Origin of the sequence: Lysinibacillus composti (genome assembly GCF_016908465.1) — a bacterium.
Taxonomy (GTDB): Bacteria; Bacillota; Bacilli; order Bacillales_A; family Planococcaceae; genus Ureibacillus; species Ureibacillus composti_A.
In genome coordinates this window covers 1-22,462 of sequence record NZ_JAFBDY010000029.1, presented here as the reverse complement: position 1 = coordinate 22,462, position 22,462 = coordinate 1, and the positions used below count along the sequence as shown (strand labels likewise).

The following is a 22,462-nucleotide window of genomic DNA, read 5'->3' as shown; positions in this document are numbered from 1 at the left end:
ATTATTGGCTATTATCAAGTCAATACACATCAACTTTACGCTTCCTAATCAATATCCCCTTCAATTTACCCCTAATTGTCTATAAATCCTTTTCACTCTTTTTAATTGTGGTTCTGTTAGGGAAGATTCTCTTTTTCGTAAAACAATTAGGAATGGCTCCTTATTTACATTCGTTACGGCTATTAATGTACTTTCTGCATGCTGCGGAACTTCTTTCGATCTACAGCTTTTTAAATGCTCGAGTAAATATGGAAAGATTATTTCATTATTTTCTTTATTTACCGCTGCTAATTTTGCAAGTGTTAGTATTCCCTTATCCACTGTGATGACTGATCCTACTTTAATCGCAGAAAGAATCGTTTTTAAATTTTCCATTAATATATCAGGTGTTAGTGGAGCAATGATGGCAAGAGCTTGCATGGCACCCCAAACCATTCTATTATTTCGACTCTTAAGTAAATCAATAAAAATTTGTGCATGCTCACAAATAAATTCCGGATTCAGCTCACCAATTTCATAGGCAACTTTAATGCAATCTTGTTGAATCTTTTTATCTTTATTAGCTAAATTTTCTATTACTTCACGTATCCCCTCTAAGTTGTGGCTATTCACCAGTTCATGGGCAAGTTCGATATTTGGTTGTTCTTCTCTAGACTGAAGTTGACTCGCTAGTTTGTTAAGTACTGTCATATTTTACTCCCCTTTTTGTTACAATAATCTTCTATTAATATTCCGCAACGTGCAAGTTATAAACAGTTTTCACACATAAGAAAGGAGACAATCCAAATTTTTGAATCGCCTCCTTATAATTAACTTGTATTAACTTCATACTCTACCCTACCTGTAATATCTGTAAATTGGCCGACGTGTAGACTACTCCAGCTGGAAGTTGTGCTACTAGCTCTACGACATCTCCTCTTAATAGGGAGAATAACACTGAAATGGACAGCGGACCGGAAATTGATGATTGTGTCAACGAAGCTGCAATGCTAATTGAATCATTTACCTGTAGTTCAAAACTAGCCGGAATGTTTGTTTGAACCATCGCATGTAAAGCAACCGAATAATTGATTTGATAAACTCCCGATTTATTCACTTTTAACCCTTTAGATGTTAGTGACACATCTTCATGTAGAGGTCCAGCAATTTGAAATTTGACGATACCACCTTTATCGCTACCTTTTTGTGTATAGGCAAAGCCAAATAATTGATGATGATTACTCTGAGGTGGTTCTGGTTTTGGATGATCGTGTGAATGATTGTGTGAATGGTCGTGAGGATGACCGTCCCCATTATATTCTTCATCCTTCAGTTCAATGGCTGGCTTAAGAGCAATATCTGGCACTGGTTTCAATTCAAGTTCTGGTTTTGTGCTTAATTCTATTTTAGAGCACGAATCCATTTCCGAACTGGATTCTGACTTTGAGCTCGACTCTGCCTTCAAACACGATTCCATGTTTGGATTTGACTCGGATTTTGAACTTGACTCCATTTTAGGGCTTGATTCAGTTTTTGAGCTAGATTCTAATTCTAGTTTTGTCTCTTCCTCTTTATGTTCTTTTTTATCCTCATGATCCTTCTTTTCTTCTGATTTAGAATCGTGCTGTTTCTGATCGTCGTCATTTGGCCAATATTGATTGTGTCTTTCTTGTATTTCTAATAGTTTCTTAAGTTTGCGGTTTAAATAATAGATTTGGCTTTTTAGGTCCTCCATTAATTCGCTGTCACCATCCGCACACTGTAAACATTGCTCCTCATGTAACTCCATTAATTTTTTGATTTTACGATTAATGATGCGTTGTTGCTTTTTAATCTCGGACATAGATTGGTACATTTCGTAGGACACCCCCTGCACTCGATTGAATCGAAATAGCTCTCGAATCATCTGGTTCTTTTCGGGAATAATCAATTTCATAAGCCCAGTCCCCAGCATCATCGATATCTACTTCAGACAGGACGAACCCACTTAATGTGTCTCCGATAAAAATGGTCACAGTTATACCAGGTCCCTCCATAGTAGAAGTACCTGACACCTTCCAATGAGAAACTTCTGTTCGATACTCAGCGCGCGTCACCGTTAAGGAGTCTGGAACTGGCTCAACTTTCACCGTATCAGTCGAAGTGCTGTTTTTGCCTTTCACAGTTAGCTCAAACCAAAGACTTGCGAAATAATCTGGAAATGTAAAGACAAGCATCGGTTGATTGGTGTTAAATAATTTAACCGGAGGACCTGAAATTTGTCTCCATTGATAAGACGTAATATCACCTGTTGAATCTGTACCATCTAATATGACTCTTGATGAGATCTCCACTTCTCCTTTTATGTTTGCATGGGCTTCCACAGGATCAGTTGGGGGAACTATGCCACGAACAACTACTGGTACAGTTGTACTTCCACCTCTAGAAGAAATCACTGTAATTGCTGGTGGAATACTAATAGTTCTAATTGCTAAAACTCCATCTTCAGGTATTAAGATATCTCCCTGCCCAAAGTCTGCAACCTTTAGAGAAATTGGATATACAGTATCACTAGATGACCCTGTCACAGTAAGGATGTTAGTTTCTCCATCATAATGAGCAGTTGCAAAAATAAAGTCAACTATATTTGATTCACTAAAACTTGGAGGTTCATCGCTTACGTTTACTACGGATACCGTATTGGGAGGCAATCCACTACTGTAAAAGATACGTGCATAATATAATCCTTCTTCCCCCTCTAACTTTGCAAGTTCTATTCCACTCCCTGACACTTCAATTTGTTGAGGTTCGTCATCTGATTTTGCAAAAATATCAAGATAGCCTCCACTATCATCACTCTGTGTGTAAGTTGTTCTCGTTGCTTCTACACCTGACACTGTAGAGATCTTTCCTGTTAGTCGAAACTGTTTCGTTTCAATACAATGATTTGGATCAAGGCCTGGAGTTGTTGAACAGTCTACTGAACCTACTCCTATATCAGGGCCTTCAATTCTAAATATATTTTGTGGCTCCCCGAATTGATCATATAAAATACTTCCAATAACAGGATGTGTTTCATTTAGGTCTCCGATATATCCATTAGGAGAAACTGGTTCTACATCTGGGTCCCAGCGTAAAAAACAACTCAAATCTAGCGGTAATTCGAATTCTCCATCACGAAGACTTAGTATTTCTTTTGTGAAATTTATTTCTCCCATTTCACCTTCACTTTTGACCTCTGCAATACAGCGTTCATTTCCGTATGGGTAGGTCACAGTATACTCGCAGCCAGGTTGTAACCCTGCCACCTTAATACTCAGATGGGCAAATACAATCTGTTCACCCTCTTGCGGTTCGTCATTCATAAAAGAAGCACCTAGCGAAAGAACCAGCCGCGCTTTTTCGCCTATTCCCGTTTTCATTTCTGCTTCTGCAAGAAAATAATAAGCCTCATTTGGAAAATTATCAGGAAAGGAAACTGGCTTTGTCGGATCAGGTAAGTCATTTGGTGTAATACGGGAAAAAGGATCATTAGGATCTGTGTTCAGCATGAGCCGAAGACCATTTTCATCTTTATACCAAGTAGGAAAACCGTTTTGCGAATTGATTGGACCAACCTTCATTTTATTTCTCCTTTAATTATGGTCAAGGTAAGGATAGGCTAGATGGAATTTCCCTTATGTTAACTAGTCACTTTACTCAGTTTATGAAACATTACTTATGATTGTTAAAGGAGTAAAGGAGTGTTTTCCTCCCCATTTTTCTTTAAAGAAGTTCGCAGTTACCTGTCCACCCATATCAGCTATTCAAATAATGAAATATTTAGATAATTATTGACACGAAAATGACTAGAATGGTATATTTTATTTAGTTTTTCCATTGTTCAAAATACTTTTCCACATTATGAAAAAGAAATCACAAATGCAAGTCTTCCGGTATCCTACTATTAAAGAAAAAGGTGATTAGAATGAAGAAGCTAAAATGGAATACACCCGAACAACTACGATCATTATTATGTGAATTAGTCAGCTGGGATAGCCAAACACATACAGAGGGAGAACGAACATTCCCTATTAAACTCGAAGAAAAATTATTAGAGTTAGATTATTATCAACAACATCCAAATTACTTATCTCTACACGACGTCGATCATGGTAGAAAATTTGTTTCTGCTTTTTATAAACATCCTGAAGCAACAGAAACCATTGTATTAATTAGTCATTTTGATACGGTACAAACTGAAGAATATGGGGATCTCCAACCGTTAGCATTTCAACCTGAACTTCTGACAAAAGAGTTATATGAGCGTAGACATGACTTAAAAGAGGACGTTAGGAGAGATTTAGAATCTGGGGAATTCTTATTCGGTCGCGGTACTATGGACATGAAAATGGGACTCGTTCTTCACATGTCTCTTATTGAAAAGGCTATTTCAGAAGACTGGCCAATCAACCTTGTCCTTATCACAGTTCCCGATGAGGAAGTTAATTCTGCAGGAATGCGCGCTGCAGTAGAAGTTCTAACTTCATTACGTAATGAATATGGCCTTACGTATAAGTTATTCCTAAATGGTGAACCTTCTTTTACTCAAAAACCGGGTGACTTAAAGTACTATATTTATAGCGGAAGTATTGGGAAGATTATGCCAGCTGCCCTTTTCTACGGGAAGGAAACACATGTAGGAGAACCTTTAAAAGGTATGACGGCAAATTATATGGCTTCTTACCTTACTCAGCTAATGGAATGGAATCCATTATTCCGTGAAACGGATCGCGGTGAGGACACTCCTTTACCGGTGTCACTACAACAAAAGGATTTAAAATTACAATATTCTACACAAACACCATATCGCACAGTTGCACTTTATAATGTATTCTTGATGAAAAGAACAGCAAGCGATGTAATGAATTTGTTTGAGCAAGTTGCTAAAGAAGCAGCAGACAAGTGTAATAAAGATTACCAAGCCTTATGTGCCCGTGAACAAATAGATGCCATTGGCGAAGTACGTGTCATGAGGTATCAAGAACTTTTAGATTATGCTAAAAATAAATTAGGTCATGAACAGGTGGAACAACTAATTCAAGAGGTTCTAAATAATGAAGAATGGGATGAAAGAGATAAATCACTTAAAGTTGCTGATCATTTAATGATTCGCTGCAAAGAACTAGCTCCATCCATTATTTTATTATTCGCACCGCCTTACTACCCTGCGGTTAACTCATCAGATGATACATTAGTTCAAGAAACAATTGAGCTAATGAAGACTGTTTCCTTAGAAGAGTTTGGTGTTCAAGTGAACCAAATCCACTATTTTAATGGATTAAGTGATTTAAGTTATGTAAATTATCAAGACGAAGGTGAAGGATGGACAGCATTTGAACAGAACACACCTATTTGGGGTAATGCTTACACGATTCCATTCAAAGAAATGGCTGAACTACAAGCACCAGTACTAAATATTGGCCCATTTGGATTGGATGCACATCAAATTTCAGAACGCTTGCATATAACAAGCGCCTTCGTTCATACACCGGTGCTACTTGAAAGAGTTATAAAGAACATGTTTCAAAACGAAGAAGAAAAGCTAAAATTGACTACTGTTTAAGCTAAATAAACCGGACTTTCTTCAATATAAAAAGAAGCGAACAATTTCTTGTTTGCTTCTTTTCTTTATTATAAACTTACCCATTATATCCTAAGTTTTTAGATATCCTTTTTCCTGTATTGATTACTTTTTCTATTAGAAATTCTAATCGCTCTTCCTTTATATTAAAACTAACACAGCCAATACTAACGGCTCCCTCAACTTCCCCTGAACGATTCAGAATAGGGGCCGCAACTGCAACCGTCCCCTCAGTACGCTCCCCCCGACTTATAGCATAACCATTTGTTTTTACTTGGTGAAGTGTTGCCCAAAATCCAGGTCGATCATTTTCAGGAATCAAAGTATTCACAATGTTTTCCGTCTCTCGATAAGGCATATAAGCTAGCATCGTTTTATTAGCAGCACCAATATTCATGGGAATTCTTGAACCAATCTTATCGAAAAAGCGAATTGGATTATCCGGACTATCAATTCGTTCAATAATTAAAGATTCCATCCCCATTGGTTTATTAAAATAGATACTTTCATTAACTTGCCGCATCAGTTCTTCCATTTCCACTTTGATTTGGCTTGTTATATCAATTGAATCATACATTTGCAAACCATATTCTAACCAAATCGAACCAAGACCATATTCTTTTGTTCTCAAGTCTTGTTGTATTAAATCGTGTTCCTCTAAAGATTTTAACAACCGATGTATTGTACTAACTGGAAGCTCACATTCTTTCGATAGTTCGGTTATGGAAAGCCAGTTTTCATTAGATTTTGATGCTAACACTTTAATAATGTTCATTGCTCGATCGATTGATTGCACGGGAGTCACCGCTTCCTTTTACGTTTTTTGGGGACTTACTTTTATCAATTTCTATTCCGTTATATGATTTCTAATTCCACTATATAGAATATTATACCTTACATAAATAATTATTTAAGCTAATTTTTCTTGCTTTTGCAGCTAGTATACTTATCCTGCATCACTATTACTTTATTAGAATAATCACTGGAAGGCTTTTAAATTGTTAACAACAAAAAACCCATGCATTTTCAGCACAGGTTCCTATCTTCCTACTTATTAATTCACCATGTTTTCTATATTTTAAAATTTACTCCACCTGCAATAATTGTAGAGTTGCATTTGTATATCTATAGCCCTCTGGTAAGTCTGCTACGAGTTTTACTACATCCCCCTCTAATAACGAAAACAATAAAGTAAATGCCAAATGTTGAGAAACTGTAGTCTCAATAATCGATGGCTGAACCTGTATTTCATCATTTACATCTATACGGAAACTTGCAGTGTTGGTTACACTACCAGCCTCTACTGTAGCCGTATAGCTAATTTGGTACAGACCTGTTCTTAAAACTTTTAACCCTTCTGACGTTAACTCAATATCATCATGGCGAGGTGTCGCAATTTCAAATCTGACAGTACCACCTTCATTGCCACCAGATGTTGTATAGGCATATGCATATGCAGGAGCTAGCAAAACAGGTGGTGTTGGTGGATCTGGGTCAGGCTTCGGACACTTACAATGACAAGGCGTTCTCGAACAATTACAATAATCCATTAGTTCCATTAGTCTCTTATCTAAAATAAACAGTTGTCTTTTCAGGTCTTTCATTAAAATTTGCTCTTCCTCGTAGCAATCACAAGAATAGTCATCGAACATTTTCATAAGTTCTTGTAACTTACGATTTACCATTCTTTGCTGTTTCTTAATTTCGTACATTAATAGGTACATTGAGTAGTGTCCCCCCTGAACTAGATTTAATCGAGATAGCTCTTGTTGCGTCAGGCTGCACAGCAGATGGCTCAACACGGTATTCCCATTCACCTAATGCATCTACTGGTACTTGTGCGAGGATTACACCATTTAATGTACGCCCAAGATAAATCGTAATTGTCACACCTGGTCCAGACACGCTAGAAGTACCTGAAATTCTCCACTCCGAATCACGTGTTCTGAATTCCACTCGGTCAATCGTTAAAATATCGTTAACTGTTGAAATTTCTACTGTATCCGAGTCACTTCCTCCTGGACCAAAAGCTGTTAACTGGAATTCTAAACGCTCAGTTGATTTAGGGTAAATAAACGTTGAAGTCGGTGAATTTGGATTGGACAGTACTACCTGTGGACCCGAAACTTGCGTCCATTGGAATGATGTAACTACTCCTGTAGCACTACCATTTAACGTAACAAGTGAACCTTGTTGAACTGTTTGATTAGGACCTGCATTAGCAATCGGTGCTGGTACTTCATTAATTACTTCAACTGCTACAGAATCCATACTAGGTCCACCTTCTCCAAATACTGTCAGCTCAAATATAAGTGGACTGTCAAGAGGCGTCGGGGAATTCGGCGCAATAAAAGTAGGCGTTACTGTATCTGCACCCTCTAAAACAACTTCAGTGCCTGAAATTTGTACCCACTGATAACCAGTAATCGGTCCCGATGAACCCCTTCCATCAAGTGTTACTTCTGAACCAATTATGACCGTTTGATCGTCTCCAGCATTTGCTTCGACCCCAGTTGGAGGAGTTTCCGAGCCATTAATGGTCACAGGAATTGTCACACGTCCCCCTACAGAAGATGTAATCGTAACGGTAGGCGGAACTGCAAAGGTAATCCTTGATACAGGGATGTCTAACACACCTTCTCCGTAATCCTCTACGTTAAGCGTAATATTTCGGAAAGTATCGCTCGATGTAGCCGTAATTGTCAGTGTATTCGTATCATTATCATAGTTTGCTTTGGCAGTAATATAATCAACTGGTTCAATTTCACTTACGCTTGGTGGAATATCACTCCTATTGGAAACAGTTAAAGTACTAGGCGGACTTTCTCCAACAAATCCTAGTCGAGCAAAATAACGTCCATTTGCTCCTTCCAGAACAGTTGGATTTACTCCAACTGCAGTTGCTTCTATTACTTGAGGCGTAACATCAGGATCAGAAAAGGCGAAGACATCAATATAGCCACCCGTTGCATCACTTTGTGAGTAAGTAGCACGTGCAGTTTCAACACCTGAAACGGTAGATATTTTCCCAGCTACACTAAACAGTCTTGTTTCGATCATGTCAGGATTATCTCCTACTTGATTGGGCGAACCAATCCCAATACCAGGTCCTTCAATTCTAAATACATTCTCTGACACTACACTTCCAATAACTTCATGAGGTGTATTAGGATCACCTATATATCCCGAAGGAGCAGCTGGAGGTATACTAGGGTCCCATCGTAAAAACGGATCAATTCGACTCCTCGTTGCTAATTCAAAATTCCCACCATTTAAGCCGCCGATATCTTGAGTGTAATTAATTTCTCCACCGCCATCTCCATCATCTTCAGCAACGAAAGTATCCTGGCCATACGGATGAGTCACGGTATAGGTTGCACCTGCCACAAGTCCTGCAACTCGAATACGTACGCGGCCAAATACAATTTGTTCTCCTTCTTTCGGTTCATCATTTACAAATGCAGCTTCCAAAGCCAAAACAAGACGTGCTCTTTCGTCTGTTCCGGTTACCATTTGCGCTTCAGCTGAAAAGTAAAATGCTTCTTCCGGAAAATTGTCGGGAAATGATACAGGTTGCCCTGGGTTTGGTAAATCTGAAGTAGTGATCAGGTTAAATGGATCATTCGGGTCTGTATTCAACATGAGCCGTAGACCATTACGATCCTTATACCATAGAGGAAATCCATTGAGAGCGTTTATTGGTCCAACTTTCATAGAATTCTCCTTTATTATTTAATAAACTAATAGATTTATGGATTGAATTTCCTACCTCTATTAATTGTTTTCATAACATTCTATGAACTTTTTTTATTGGTAGTTAAACGAATGTACTAGGTTATTCATATTTTCAGTGGGATTTTTGTGAGGATTAAGTATGTAAAATGCCTATCATTTCGTCTAGTGTGATAATAGCCTGTTTTTGCATCTTACATGAAGACATTGGGATTGTTCGCGACTTTAGTAGATTTAATCTCAAATTTTGAAGGTTTATCGGCGTTGTGAGTAATTCTCATAAGAATCTAAAACTCAACTTACTTATATAATTCAAAGGTCTGTACTATTTTACTTGTTATTGTCACGGTCAAGAAGCTGAATTTTTTATCCTTTTAACAAAATCAAACATTTCTCGGGAAATATTTTGGAAAAAGTCTCGTATTTTGTCGTAAAGCTGTAGTCTAGGCACTTATTTGTCACCACAGCTCTAACTCTCCTCGATGTTTCTTTTACTACGAAAGCTATGTTCCACTAAAAAAAGCTGACCTAAGAGAGTGTGTTTCTCTTTAGATCAGCTTGAGTTTCATATTAAATTGCTACTTCAGTTTTATTTAATAGTTTCTCAGAAGGTACATAAGGTAAGTCATGTGCTTCTGCTACTTTGTCGTACGTAATTTGACCTTCAAGTGTGTTTAATCCTTTTAATAGAGCTGGGTCATCTAATAATGCTTTTGCATAGCCCTTATTCGCAATTTGTAGTGCATAAGGAATTGTTACGTTTGTTAATGCCACAGAAGATGTTTTTGGTACTGCACCTGGCATATTTCCTACCGCATAATGAACCACACCATGTTTTAAATATGTTGGGTTATCATGTGTTGTTACGTGGTCAGCCGTTTCAAAAATACCGCCTTGGTCAATTGCAACGTCTACTACAACAGAGTTTTCCTCCATTTTGCTAATCATTCTTTCTGTTACAAGCTTAGGTGCTTTTGCCCCTGGAATTAATACTGCACCAATAACTAAATCAGATTTCGCCACTTGTTCTTCGATATTGTATTCATTTGAAACTAATGTCGAAATTGCAGTTCCAAAAATACTATCCAATTCGCGTAGTCTTGCTGGATTCACATCAAGCACAGTTACGTCTGCCCCTAGACCTACAGCGATTTTCGCCGCATTGTATCCTACAACACCGCCACCAATTACTGTAACTGTTGCGCGTTTTACACCTGGAACTCCCGAAAGCAGAATTCCTTTTCCACCATGTGTTCTTTCAAGTAACTGTGCCCCAATTTGTGCAGCCATTCTTCCCGCCACTTCACTCATTGGTGTTAATAATGGTAGTGAACGGTTTTCTAATTGTACTGTTTCATACGCAATACTAACGACTTTCTTCTTTTGTAACTCTAATGTTAATGGGCGATCTGCAGCAAGGTGAAGATACGTAAATAAAATGAGCCCTTCACGGAAATATTGGTACTCCTGTTCAATCGGTTCTTTTACCTTAAGAACCATTTCCGCATCCCATGCTTCTTTTGCTGTTTCAACGATTGTTGCGCCTGCTTGCTCATACAATTCGTCTAAAAAGCCTGATTGCTTTCCAGCATTTCGTTCCACGATGATTTCATGACCTGCGTTTGCTAACATTTTTACCCCTGCTGGAGTGATTGCTACACGATTTTCTAATACTTTAACCTCTTTTGGAATTCCAATTTTCATATGATTATCCCCTTTGTTGTGTTTTAATTACTAGTTTTTTGTGTACTTCTTGTATTTTCTAAATGCAACTGTGTTTATTTTAATTTGTTAATCGCATCCACTAATGTGTTCAGAACGATTTCAATATCTTCTTCTGGAATACTTAATGGTGGTGACAATTGAAGGACATTATTAAAGCCAGCAACTGTTGTACCATTTTTCCCAATGATAACGCCATTTTCTTTACATGATGCGACTACTTGATTTACTAATGCTACATCTAAAGGTTCTTTTGTTGTTCGGTCTTTTACTAACTCAACCCCAATAATCAAACCTTTTCCACGTACATCCCCAACATATGGATGATCATTTAAAGCATTTTGTAGCTTCTCAATGATTTCTGCACCTTTTTCCGCTGAACGTTCAAATAACTTTTCATTTTCCATGATTTCAAGGTTCTTTAATGCCAGTGCGCATGAAGCTGGGCTACCACCGAATGTATTTACATGACGGAAGAAATCATAATTTCCGCTCTTCGTAAATTCTTCATAGATTTCACGTTTTACGGCTGTTGCTGATAATGGTAAATAAGCACTTGTAAGACCCTTTGCCATCGTAATAATATCTGGTTTGACGTCATAGTTCATGAAGCCAAATGGTTTTCCTGTGCGACCAAAACCACAAATTACTTCATCAACAATTAACAATGCACCATGTTTTTTACAAACTTCTTCTACACCTTTTAAATATCCTTGAGGTGGAACTAATACTCCCCCACCCGTAATAATTGGCTCTAAAATCATTGCCGCAACCGTTTCGCTAAATTCCCAAGTCATGACGTTATCTACATCTTTTACACTTGGAATTTCTAATACATCTGTGTACTCATCTTCATTACGACGATATGAATCTGGTGGCGTTACATGAAGGAAACCAGGTGCTAATGGTTCATATTTATATTTACGCTCTGCTTGACCTGTAGCTGCTAGAGAGCCCATTGAGTTCCCATGGTATGCGCGATAACGAGAAACAATTTTATAACGAGATCCTTCTCCTCTTTGTTGGTGATATTGTCTAGCAATCTTAAAGGCTGTTTCATTTGCCTCTGATCCACTGTTCGAGAAGAAGATGACATAGTCACCACCAAGCATTTCGTTCAGCTTTTCTGCCAGTTCAATTGCAGGCACATGCCCTTGAGAAAGAGGTGTATAGGCATTTTTTAATAGTTGTTCATATGCCGCTTGAGCAAGTTCTGGGCGGCCATAACCAACATTTACACAGAAAAGACCAGCCATTGCATCGATATATTCTGTTCCATCTACATCTGTAATTCGTGCACCACCTGATTTTTCTACCACAATTGTTGCATTTGGATTATATGGTTTCATGGAATGCCAAACGTATTTTTCATCTTTGCTTAATAACTCTTTTCCAATGTTCGTTTCTAACATTTGCCCACGCTCCTATTCTTAAGTAAACGCGCTACGACTCACACCTGTTTTTTCTCTAGAAGTCTAGTAATCTGTAACGCTGTATTATTAAGTCCATTATGAATTGTTCCCTCATTCTTTTCATTTAACAAAACGTAAAATAAATTCGTTTAATTCATACACAACGTAAAAGAACATAATTACAAACAATTTAAAACCTAATCCTAAAGAATGTTTAGTCTGGGATTAGTCCATACAATACAAAAAAACCTTTTACGTTAAAGTTAGTAAAAAGTCTGTCACATAAACTATTTAATGCAATACAGGAGTTCAATTAAAAATTACAAACGATATTCCTCTACCAAACTGTTCTGTTTCCCTCATCTGTTTGTATATTCATAAAAGAGTGAAAATTTATATTTATAAACACTACGAAAAACAATTATAGAACCGATATATTAATTGTAAAAAATAAGTGAGGTGTAACAGCATAACCCAACTTAATATTTTTTAAATAAACAGAGGGGAATTTCAACATGAAAAAACTAAGACTTCCTAAGCTTAGAAATCTTCGGCCAAAATTAATTTTTGCATTTGCTTTTATTTTAATCATACCATCCATCATCATTGGGACACGGTCGTATATAGCAGCAAAAGATGCAATTAACAATGAACTAATAAACGGCATCGAAGATAACTTAAACATTTTAAACCTTTCAATTGATAACGCCATTGAACCAAAAATTCATGACGTCGGCAAAATTTCTAATCAATTTAATGCCACAAGCCTACAGAAAAAAAACACAAAAGAAATCGAAGCTTATTTAGAACAATACCTTGAGCTACATCCAGAAATAGAGACAATATATATTGGCCTTGCAGATGGTACCCTTGTCATTCCCAATGCAGAAGTTGGGGCAGATTTTGACGCTAGGGAACGAACTTGGTTTAAAGAAGCGATGACTCAAAAAGGACAAGCAGTTATTTCAGACCCATACGTATCTGTCACAACGAATGATGTAGTTGTTGCAGTCTCACAAAGTACAGGTGATGGTGCAGGTGTCATTGGAATCGATTTAAAAATGAGCTACCTTCAGGAGATTACACAACTCATAAACATTGGTCGAGAAGGATATGCGTTAATATTAGATAAAAACGGAAATTACATTGTCCATCCTGAAAATGAACCCGGGACAGAGGCAAAAGAATCCTTCTATGAAAATATGTATAAAGAACAAACTGGTAGCTTTGAATATAATTTAGCTGGCCAAGAGAAATTAATGAAGTATACAACAAATGAACTAACAGGGTGGAAAATTGGTGGTAATATATACACTTCCGAAATTAGCGAAGCAGCTTCCCCTATTTTACATGCCACGTTAGTAGTAATTGTCATCGCACTAATTGTTGGTAGCTTAATGGTATATTTAATTGTCCGCTCTATTGTCGCACCTATTAAGGATCTGAAAGAAAAAGCAATTACAATTAGTAATGGTGATCTAACGCAATCCATTAAAGTTATAACAACAGATGAGATTGGTCTATTAGGACAAGCTTTCATCGGTATGCAAGAAAACTTAAAATCACTTTTACGCAAGGTTGAACAAAATGCAGAACAAGTAGCTGCTTCTGCTGAAGAACTATCTGCAAGTTCAGAAGAAACAAGTGCAGCAACAGAACAGGTCTCAACATCTATCCAACATGTATCGGCTAGTGCAGAAAAGCAAAAAGAAAGTGTGGAGACAAGTGTTCTTGCTTTAAAGGAAATATCCGATGGGGCTATTCACATTGCTCACTTCTCTTCCGAAGTGACTGAACTTACACAAGAGGCATCAAAAAAGGCACTATCAGGTGGCGAGTCTGTCGGAAAGATTCTCAATCAAATGGAATCAATCCATGATTCTGTCTCGAAATCTAATAAAATGATTCATTCATTGACTGAGCGTTCTAAACAAGTCGATTCAATATTAAAAATCATTACTGGTATTGCTGAACAAACAAATCTTCTCTCTCTAAACGCTTCAATTGAAGCAGCAAGAGCTGGAGAACATGGAAAAGGCTTTGCGGTTGTAGCCAATGAGGTGAAAAAGTTGGCAGAACAGTCACGAGAATCGGCAAAAGATATTCAAGAAATTATTTCAGCAATTCAAAACGATACGGAAAATACAGTTAAAATCATGTCACACGTTACGCAAGAGGTAAACGATGGCGTGCAAATTTCAAATGAGGCGGTAACGCAATTCTACGGAATTATCGAAACAATGAATAAAGTAACACCTCAAATGGAAGAGGTTTCAGCAACGGTAGAACAGGTATCTGCTTCCATACAGGAAGTAACTGAACGTGCAAATCAAAATGCCTTTATCGCACAGGGAAATGCCGCAGCTTCTGAAGAGGTAGCTGCATCTGCAGAACAACAACTTGCCGCAATGGAGGAAATCTCTGCTTCTGCACAAGCTTTAACAGAAATGGCGGAAGAGTTACAAATCCTGATTTCAAAGTTTAAATATTAGGCCGCGCAAGAGTGAAAATTAAATAACGTAATTAATTATAAAAGGACATTACCTATGACTAAATTCATTAGTAATGTCCTTTTCTTTAGTGTTTATCATCTTTAGTTCAACACTATTCACCCGGTTCATAACGTTCTTTATTTAGTTCTAATCTTCTAATCTCCAACTCTATCTTTTTTTCTTCAAGCTCTAATTGTTTCTTCTTTACATCATTGTCTTGTTTCTTAACGTATCCATAATAGATAAGAGAAAACCCAACGATTATTGTAATGTAAAAAAAGAAATCCAAATGATTTCACTCCTCATCAAGATTATTTACTTTTTAAAACTAGTTAAATATACGAAGAAGGAATGAAAAAGGTTCAATTTTCTTTGCTTATGCTCGAGCACGATGAGCGACATTGGGACGAGCCGCCTCCGCTTTTCTTTTGTCTAGCTCCGCGCGTTAGCCACTCGGGTCACTTCAACTTCCTCCTACGCATGCAAGCATGCTTCTCGGAAGTCTCCGAAGTACATGGATGTACGAGTGCCGACAATGCCACACGACGTGGCGTTTTTGTCGGCCAGTGCCTGGGGCTCACACGATGTGAGTCATGTCGGCAATGTCACAGGACGTGACGATTTTGCCGACGCGTGGCTAAACGAACGCGCTCCGCTTTTCTTTAGACCTTTGTCATGAACTTCCGGGATAGCAGCATAAATTCCAATGCTAAACGCTTCTCCCCGTCCATAAAGTCCTCCCCTATTAAACTTTCAATCTTTCGAATACGGTGGTATAGCGTTTGCCGAACAATGAACAATCGTTTTGCGGTTTCCTGCTTTGAACCATTCGTCTGCAAATAGACTTCCAATGTATCAATTAATTGGCCATTATATTTTTCATCAAACTCCAATAACGGTTGTAAATATTCATTTACCATTTCTTTTAAATCTGTATGTCTTTGCATTTGATAAATCAGTCGGAACAAATGAAGATCATCATAAAAGTAGGAAGTAGTTTGAACCTTTCTCGAAATATATAAAGTATCTAACGCAGTTAAATAGCTTTCCCCAATAAGATGAACCTGATCTACTAATCGCCCAACAGCAAATTTAAAGTCAAAGGCATCTTGATTCGTTAACAAGTCCGATTGTTCGATCTTATTCAGCCCTTCTTCCACTCTTTCCTTCATCGTGTTTCGCTCACGTTTATTTAGAAGAATAAATATTAAATACTTATTTTTCTCTACTACAAAGGAATAAAAGCCGTATTGATCAAAAATCGACTTACAATATAATTTTAAATAAGTTCGATCGAGTTGGTGATTAGGTTTGTTTTCAGAAATTGACGTAATCACAACTGTACAACCTTTAGGCTCATAGTTTGTCCATTGCGATAAAATAAACTGATCAATATCTTCTTTTAAATGCTTACCTTCTAACCAACCCTCTATCCACTGCGCATCTTCAATCCCTTTTTTCTCTTCCACATAAAGATTTCGTATTAAAAACTCGCCTAGTGCAGTTGCCGTACGATCCAAAATAAGCGACTCAAATTCCGTAATTACTTTCTCTTCGCTAAATAGCATAATCTCTGCATATTGGTGCTCAAATAAATGGATTGGCTGACTAATAAAACTTGCATCTTGAGGATGTCCTGCAATCTTTTCTAATAAAGCGATTCGTTGCTGCTTAGGTAAATTAGGTATGAACACTGGATCTTGCCCTTCTACCTTGAATACCGTTTGAACTTTCAAATATTTATACATCATTTTTAATAAATGATTCGGTGTTTGGGCAACAAGCGTTTCTTTGCTTAAACTTCGCGCGTAATATTCTAGCTTGGAAATTAATAAGTATTGATGGTTAATAATTAATGAATGAAGCTCTTGGGTAATCTCAACAAATGCCACAACTTCATGGAACACAATAATTGGAAATTGGTGATTATTCGCAAGTTCAATTACTTCATCTGGTACCTTTTGTATATAGTCACCATATTCGATACATAAGCCTGCACAGCCTGCTTTAATTAACCCTTCCACAAAATGAAGAAGCTTTTCTGTATTTTGTTGGATACTTACCCCTGTAGTTAAAACAAGTTCATGTCCTTTCAATAACTTTTCAAAATTACAAATTTCCAATATATGTACCCATTTTATTATATTATTTAATCCATCGCTTCCTGCTACGATTTCCGCTGATTGAAAATGTTTATTTCTTAAAACATCATTTAATTGCAAAGTATAGGTATTCACTAACCGGCCCCCTCATCCTTACAGCAATATTTTTCACCAATCACTTCAATGTGCAAAATTTTCAAAATTTAGTTATATTAGTATTATAGGAGAATTATCTGAATTATTCTAGCATTTTACGAAAAGTATAATATTTTGCTTCTGTATTTTACAAAACGTCTATATCCTAATACTTTTTGGTAATGTTACATTGTTCTTACTCTTACACGTTTAACCGCATAATTTCTCGTGTATAGGTATTTTTTCTTCGCTCGTGCAGTGGACAAAGATAAAGCCCTTGGTGGATGTTACGAATTTTGAAAGAAGCTTGAGGTAGTTAGTCTAAATACGTCGCATCCATGAAACAAACGCAAAAAAATGGTGATGGTAGTCCCAATACCGTCTAAGTTTTTTTGACTTCAACTTGTACCGTATATGCCCTCCTTCAACCTTTTACACAAAACAAAATTTGAATAAGTGAAACCGAGGCAAACTTCATAAAACAAGGGGGATTGTTTCATATGGTAGCAGATTATGTCTTTTACAATGGGGAAGTCATTACAGTTGATGCGAACAACTCGATCGTTGACAGTGTCGCAATTAAAGAGAATCGAATTTTAGCAGTTGGTGAATTTGAGTCACTTCAACAGTTCATTGGGGAGGAAACAAAACAAATTGATTTAGATGGGCGTTCACTTCTACCCGGATTTAACGATGCACATCTTCATTTAGTGTATTATGGTGTGAATCAGTTAGCGATTAGCTGTAAGTCTCCTGAACAAACTTCTGTAGAGACTTTACTAAATGCTTTAAAAGAAAAAGCAAAAGTTACTCCTCCTGGTAGATGGATTCGGGCTTGGGGCTTTAATGAAAATACAGTAACGGAACAACGCTACCCTACTCTTGAAGAATTAAATGCAGTTTCCATAGAGCATCCAATTTTAATAAGTAGAACTTGCGGTCATATTAGTATTTTAAATCAAACTGCTTTAAATCTAGCAAATATAGATGAACACACACCAGACCCTCAAGGTGGTGTCATTGAAAAAGACAGTAATGGAAAGTTAACTGGTCGATTAATTGAAGCGGCTAGCATGCAAATTGCTGAAATTGCCACTTACTCCGAGGATGAATTAAAAGAGGGAATTAAAATTGCCAATGAACATTTCCTTAAAACCGGAATTACAAGTGTTGGGGAAGCTGGCACATTCGGGTCTGAATCTTTCCGTACATTACAATTAGCAATACAGCAAGGTCTTTTACAAATCCGTGTTTACGCCCTACTTGGATCATTAACCGATTCCAAAGACTTCTCCGAAAAAATCATCGCTTCAGGAGTGGTTACAGGGACAGGCAATGAATGGTTCCGATTAGGTCCTGTGAAATTATTTACGGATGGAAGTAGTACAGGCCCAACGATTGCAACTCGTGAAGGCTATACAAGCGATCCTGAAAATCACGGTATTCTCTACTATTCAGAAGAAGAGATTTATAATGTTCTAGGTGTAGCTCACAAGCTTGGCTATCAAATTACCGTTCATGCTCAAGGCGACAAAGCCATTGAAATGTACTTAAATGTTGTAGAAAGAGCATTAAAAGAACATCCACGTGACAACCATCGACACCGAATTGAACACGCTGGTATTTCAACACCTGATATACAAGATCGTATAAAAGAACTTGGTATGGTACCAATTCCAAACCCACCATTCCATTATGAGTTTGGGGAATCTTATATCCGAAATTATGGGGAGCGTGTAAACTACATGTACCCTGCTCGTGATTTTATCGATAAAGGCATTATTGCTGCTGCAGGTTCTGATTCACCTGTAACAGATTACCCTCCTCTACTCGGAATTCACACGGCAGTAAATCGTAAATCTAAAAACGGTGTCGATATTGGGGCAGAACAAGCTGTTGAAGTCCTTGAAGCCATTAAAATGTACACATGGAATGGTGCCTACGCTTCGTTTGAAGAAGAGATCAAAGGAAGTATTGAACCTGGTAAACTAGCTGACATTATTATCTTAAATGGAAGCATCCTAAAAGAAGATAAAACTAGAATCAAAGACTTACAAATTGATGCAACAATTGTAGATGGAAAAATTGCATTTGAACGAAATACTAATACGATTGGAGGGGTTGTACATGAAGTACATTAAACTACTCCTCATCATCCCTTTTATCGGTATGATTTTATGTTTACCACTCGCAAATCGTATTGAACCTTATGTATTTGGCTTACCTTTCTTATTATTTTGGATTGTATTATGGATGATCTTGTCTTCAGTGATCATGACGATTATTTACAAATTCGATCCAGACAACAAGGAAGGTGAAGCATAATGAATACTTCATTAATCATTATTTTCGCATTTGCGATTTTAGCCCTGTACCTAGGTATTCGCTCAACTCGTGGAAAAGACATCAACATGGACGAGTTTGCTGTTGGAAATAAAGGTTTTGGTACAATGTTCGTTTTCCTTCTAATTGCCGGTGAAGTATATACAACATTCACCTTTTTAGGAGGTAGTGGTTGGGCTTACACAAATGGTTCGGCTGCCTTTTATGTACCAGCCTATATCTGTTTGGCTTACGTTCTATCTTACTGGTTAATCCCAAAGGTTTGGCGTTATTCAAAAAAGCATAATATCATCTCTCAGCCTAGTTACTTTGCATCTGCTTTTAAAAGTACTTCATTAGGTGTTATTGCAGCTATTCTTGGAACAGTGGCATTAGTTCCATACATTATGATTCAATTAAAAGGTTTAGGGATTATCGTATCAGAAGCATCATACGGTGCCATCTCCCCTGCCCTTGCTAGTACAATAGGTGCGATCATCGTAACAATTTACGTTATCATTTCAGGTATTCATGGGTCTGCTTGGACAGCAGTCTTAAAAGACATTATGATTCTACTCGTGATTATATTCCTAGGTCTTTATATCCCTTACCATTACTTTGGTGGTGTTCAACCGTTATTTGAAGCAGTCCAAAGTTCAGCACCTGAAAAATTAACAATTGCTAGCTCCGGATTAAGTATTTCCTGGTTCGTCTCGACCGTTTTATTAAATGCATTAGGGTTCTACTTACTACCTAACTCATTTACAGTTGCCCTAACAGCTAGTAGCGAAAAGGCTCTACGAAAAAATGCTATTACATTACCACTTTATACGTTATTACTATTATTCGCATTCTTCATTGGATTTGCAGCGATTATCCAAATTCCAGGCCTACAAGGTTCAGAAGGAGACCTTTCGTTATTACGACTTTCTATCCAAACATTCGACCCTTGGATTATTGGGGTAGTTGGAGCTGCCGGATTACTAACAGCATTAGTCCCTGCTTCTGTTATGTTAACTTCCGCTTCCATCGGTTTAACAACAGGTGTTTATAAAGTGGTCAAACCAAATTCAACAGATCGCCAACAGCTTCTAGTTTCAAAAATATTAATTATCTTCATTGTTATGATTTCACTATACTTTGCAATTAATGGTAGTGATGCGTTAGCTCTATTAAATATTCTGTCTTATGCGCTAATTACTCAATTAGCACCAGCATTACTATTCAGTTTCGCTAAAAAGCCATTATTAAATAAATACGGAGCAATCGCAGGGATTATAGTGGCCGTCACATTTGTTTTCTATATGCAAATTACGGGATCAAAAATTGCAACATTCTTCCCGAACGTACCTTCAGTTATTAACGACATTAGTACAGGTATGATCGCATTAATTATGAACTTTATTATCGCAATTGTAGTTAGTATTGCAACAAATGGATTAATTAAAGAAACAGAAGACGAGCAACTACCTACTACTGGCCATTCTGTAGCTGATGAATTAGCAGTGACTAAGGAGGATTAATATGAAAGTTTGTAATGCTAAAAGACTTCAAGAAACAATAGATACGTTTGCACAATTTGGAAAAACGGAAAACAATGGCGTCACAAGACTTTGTTTATCAAATGAAGATCTTGAGGTTCGCAAGTATTTTATCCAATGCTGCGAAGAACTTGGGATGACAATCAAAATCGATGATATGGCAAACATTTATGCAACCCTACCTGGCAAAAAAGACATCCCCCCTATCGTCATGGGGTCTCACATGGATTCCGTTGAAAAAGGTGGTCGCTTTGACGGGGTGTTAGGCGTTATTACCCCACTAGAAGTTGTGAGAACATTACGCGACTTCAATATTGAACTTGATACGCCCATTACCATCGTAAACTTTACAAATGAAGAAGGTGCCCGCTTTGACCCCGCCATGATGAGCTCAGGTGTCCTTGTAGGCAAATTCGATAAAGAAAAAATGCTCCAATCAACAGATAAGCATGGCACTACTTTTGGTGAAGCACTAGATGCCAGCGGATTTAAAGGTGAGGAACTAAACCGCCTGAAAGAAGCTTTAGCTTTCGTCGAGCTTCATATTGAACAAGGGCCTGTTCTAGAAAGTGAGCAAAAGGATATTGGAGTTGTTGAAGGCGTTCTAGGAATGGTTTGTTATGAAATTACGGTGAACGGTGAATCGAACCATGCAGGCACAACACCAATGAAGCATCGTAAAGACCCACTCTTCTTAGCAGCCGAATTAATCACTCAACTTAAAAATGAATTAGGAACACTTGATGAAGAGTTAGTTTATACCATGGGGCGAGTCAATGTCTCCCCTAACATTCATACAGTGATTCCAAATCAGGTTACCTTTACTCTAGAATCACGTCATCAAGATCCGAAAGTGATTCAACAAGTGGAAGAAGCGATTCGTCGTCTCCCTTCTCAAGCACAAGGATGCACAGTAAGTTCTCAAAAGCTTTGGGGACGCGATACGGTTGTATTTGATTCAATCGTAACGGATAGTATTCAAGCAGCTTCTGAGAAACTTGGTTATTCGTCTCGCCGTATGTATAGTGGCGCTGGACACGATGCACAATTCATTGCAAGTATTGTGCCAACAGCCATGATTTTCGTACCGAGCGTAAACGGACGCAGCCACTGTGAAGAAGAATTAACAAGCTATGAAGATTGCTATAAAGGCGCAAATGTTTTGTTACAAACATTATTAGCGCTTCATGACCACTACACTTCCAAAGAAGCAATCACTTCAAACAAGCAATAACTTGAAAAGCGCAAAACGTAGCTAAACACTGTTCAAACTTTAGAAATTTAACTTTATTAATAAGTAAGGAGGCTATTCACTTAAGAATAGCCTCCTCAGACTGTAGACAAACTCGAAATTTCGAGTTTGCCTACAGTCTTTTTTCTTTTAAAATAAAAGTAATAGTTTTTGAAATAGAGTTAGTTGATC

Annotated in this window: 16 protein-coding genes; 6 read left to right on the top strand and 10 right to left on the bottom strand. The window is 37.5% G+C overall.

The window, feature by feature from the left end; genetic code table 11:
* Positions 1 to 60 precede the first annotated feature (60 nt).
* From JOD29_RS18200 to JOD29_RS18190, 3 genes are all read right to left on the bottom strand, one after another.
* The gene (locus JOD29_RS18200) at positions 61 to 690 is read right to left on the bottom strand and encodes a hypothetical protein (protein ID WP_124766801.1); all 630 of its coding nucleotides are present in this window, start codon (positions 688 to 690) and stop codon (positions 61 to 63) included.
* 142 nt (positions 691 to 832) lie between these two features.
* A complete protein-coding gene (locus JOD29_RS18195; RefSeq protein WP_124766800.1) occupies positions 833 to 1,834 on the bottom strand; it encodes a hypothetical protein in 1,002 nt (333 codons plus the stop codon).
* On the bottom strand, positions 1,809 to 3,581 hold the full coding sequence (locus tag JOD29_RS18190) for a PKD domain-containing protein (protein ID WP_124766799.1): 1,773 nt from the start codon (positions 3,579 to 3,581) through the stop codon (positions 1,809 to 1,811). The genes JOD29_RS18195 and JOD29_RS18190 overlap by 26 nt, the downstream gene beginning before the upstream one ends.
* Before the next feature lie 344 nt (positions 3,582 to 3,925).
* Between JOD29_RS18190 and JOD29_RS18185 the strand changes: the two genes are divergently transcribed.
* Positions 3,926 to 5,563: a M20/M25/M40 family metallo-hydrolase gene (locus JOD29_RS18185; RefSeq protein ID WP_124766798.1), complete on the top strand. Its 1,638-nt coding sequence runs from the start codon at positions 3,926 to 3,928 to the stop codon at positions 5,561 to 5,563.
* A 76-nt stretch (positions 5,564 to 5,639) separates the two neighbouring features.
* Here the strand turns inward: JOD29_RS18185 and JOD29_RS18180 are convergent, their stop codons facing one another.
* From JOD29_RS18180 to JOD29_RS18160, 5 genes are all read right to left on the bottom strand, one after another.
* Positions 5,640 to 6,377: an IclR family transcriptional regulator gene (locus JOD29_RS18180; RefSeq protein WP_124766797.1), complete on the bottom strand. Its 738-nt coding sequence runs from the start codon at positions 6,375 to 6,377 to the stop codon at positions 5,640 to 5,642.
* Between the two features lie 289 nt (positions 6,378 to 6,666).
* Positions 6,667 to 7,305 carry a hypothetical protein gene (locus JOD29_RS18175; protein ID WP_124766796.1) on the bottom strand — a complete coding sequence of 213 codons (639 nt, stop codon included), beginning with the start codon at positions 7,303 to 7,305 and terminating at the stop codon, positions 6,667 to 6,669.
* Positions 7,280 to 9,295 carry a PKD domain-containing protein gene (locus JOD29_RS18170; protein ID WP_124766795.1) on the bottom strand — a complete coding sequence of 672 codons (2,016 nt, stop codon included), beginning with the start codon at positions 9,293 to 9,295 and terminating at the stop codon, positions 7,280 to 7,282. Before JOD29_RS18170 ends, JOD29_RS18175 begins: the two co-directional genes overlap by 26 nt.
* Positions 9,296 to 9,883: 588 nt before the next feature.
* Positions 9,884 to 11,017: an alanine dehydrogenase gene (ald, locus tag JOD29_RS18165; protein ID WP_124766794.1), complete on the bottom strand. Its 1,134-nt coding sequence runs from the start codon at positions 11,015 to 11,017 to the stop codon at positions 9,884 to 9,886.
* A gap of 74 nt (positions 11,018 to 11,091) precedes the next feature.
* Entirely contained in the window at positions 11,092 to 12,447 is a 1,356-nt protein-coding gene (locus JOD29_RS18160; RefSeq protein ID WP_124766793.1) for an aspartate aminotransferase family protein, read from the bottom strand.
* A gap of 515 nt (positions 12,448 to 12,962) precedes the next feature.
* Here JOD29_RS18160 and JOD29_RS18155 point away from each other — a divergent pair.
* Positions 12,963 to 14,939, top strand: coding sequence for a methyl-accepting chemotaxis protein (locus tag JOD29_RS18155; RefSeq protein WP_124766792.1), 1,977 nt, complete (start codon positions 12,963 to 12,965; stop codon positions 14,937 to 14,939).
* 112 nt (positions 14,940 to 15,051) lie between these two features.
* Here the strand turns inward: JOD29_RS18155 and JOD29_RS18150 are convergent, their stop codons facing one another.
* Together JOD29_RS18150 and JOD29_RS18145 are read right to left on the bottom strand one after the other, a co-directional pair.
* Positions 15,052 to 15,228, bottom strand: a complete 177-nt coding sequence (locus JOD29_RS18150; RefSeq protein ID WP_192894264.1) for a hypothetical protein — start codon at positions 15,226 to 15,228, stop codon at positions 15,052 to 15,054.
* A gap of 373 nt (positions 15,229 to 15,601) precedes the next feature.
* Entirely contained in the window at positions 15,602 to 17,176 is a 1,575-nt protein-coding gene (locus JOD29_RS18145) for a PucR family transcriptional regulator (RefSeq protein ID WP_124766791.1), read from the bottom strand.
* Between the two features lie 500 nt (positions 17,177 to 17,676).
* Here JOD29_RS18145 and JOD29_RS18140 point away from each other — a divergent pair, with 500 nt between their 5' ends.
* The 4 genes from JOD29_RS18140 to JOD29_RS18125 are packed head-to-tail and all read left to right on the top strand — an operon-like array spanning position 17,677 to position 22,273.
* A complete protein-coding gene (locus JOD29_RS18140; protein WP_124766790.1) occupies positions 17,677 to 19,317 on the top strand; it encodes an amidohydrolase in 1,641 nt (546 codons plus the stop codon).
* The gene (locus JOD29_RS18135) at positions 19,304 to 19,501 is read left to right on the top strand and encodes a DUF3311 domain-containing protein (protein ID WP_124766789.1); all 198 of its coding nucleotides are present in this window, start codon (positions 19,304 to 19,306) and stop codon (positions 19,499 to 19,501) included. Before JOD29_RS18140 ends, JOD29_RS18135 begins: the two co-directional genes overlap by 14 nt.
* On the top strand, positions 19,501 to 21,021 hold the full coding sequence (locus JOD29_RS18130) for a sodium:solute symporter family protein (RefSeq protein ID WP_124766788.1): 1,521 nt from the start codon (positions 19,501 to 19,503) through the stop codon (positions 21,019 to 21,021). The genes JOD29_RS18135 and JOD29_RS18130 overlap by 1 nt, the downstream gene beginning before the upstream one ends.
* A gap of 1 nt (position 21,022) precedes the next feature.
* Entirely contained in the window at positions 21,023 to 22,273 is a 1,251-nt protein-coding gene (locus JOD29_RS18125) for a Zn-dependent hydrolase (RefSeq protein ID WP_124766787.1), read from the top strand.
* Positions 22,274 to 22,462: the final 189 nt, after the last annotated feature.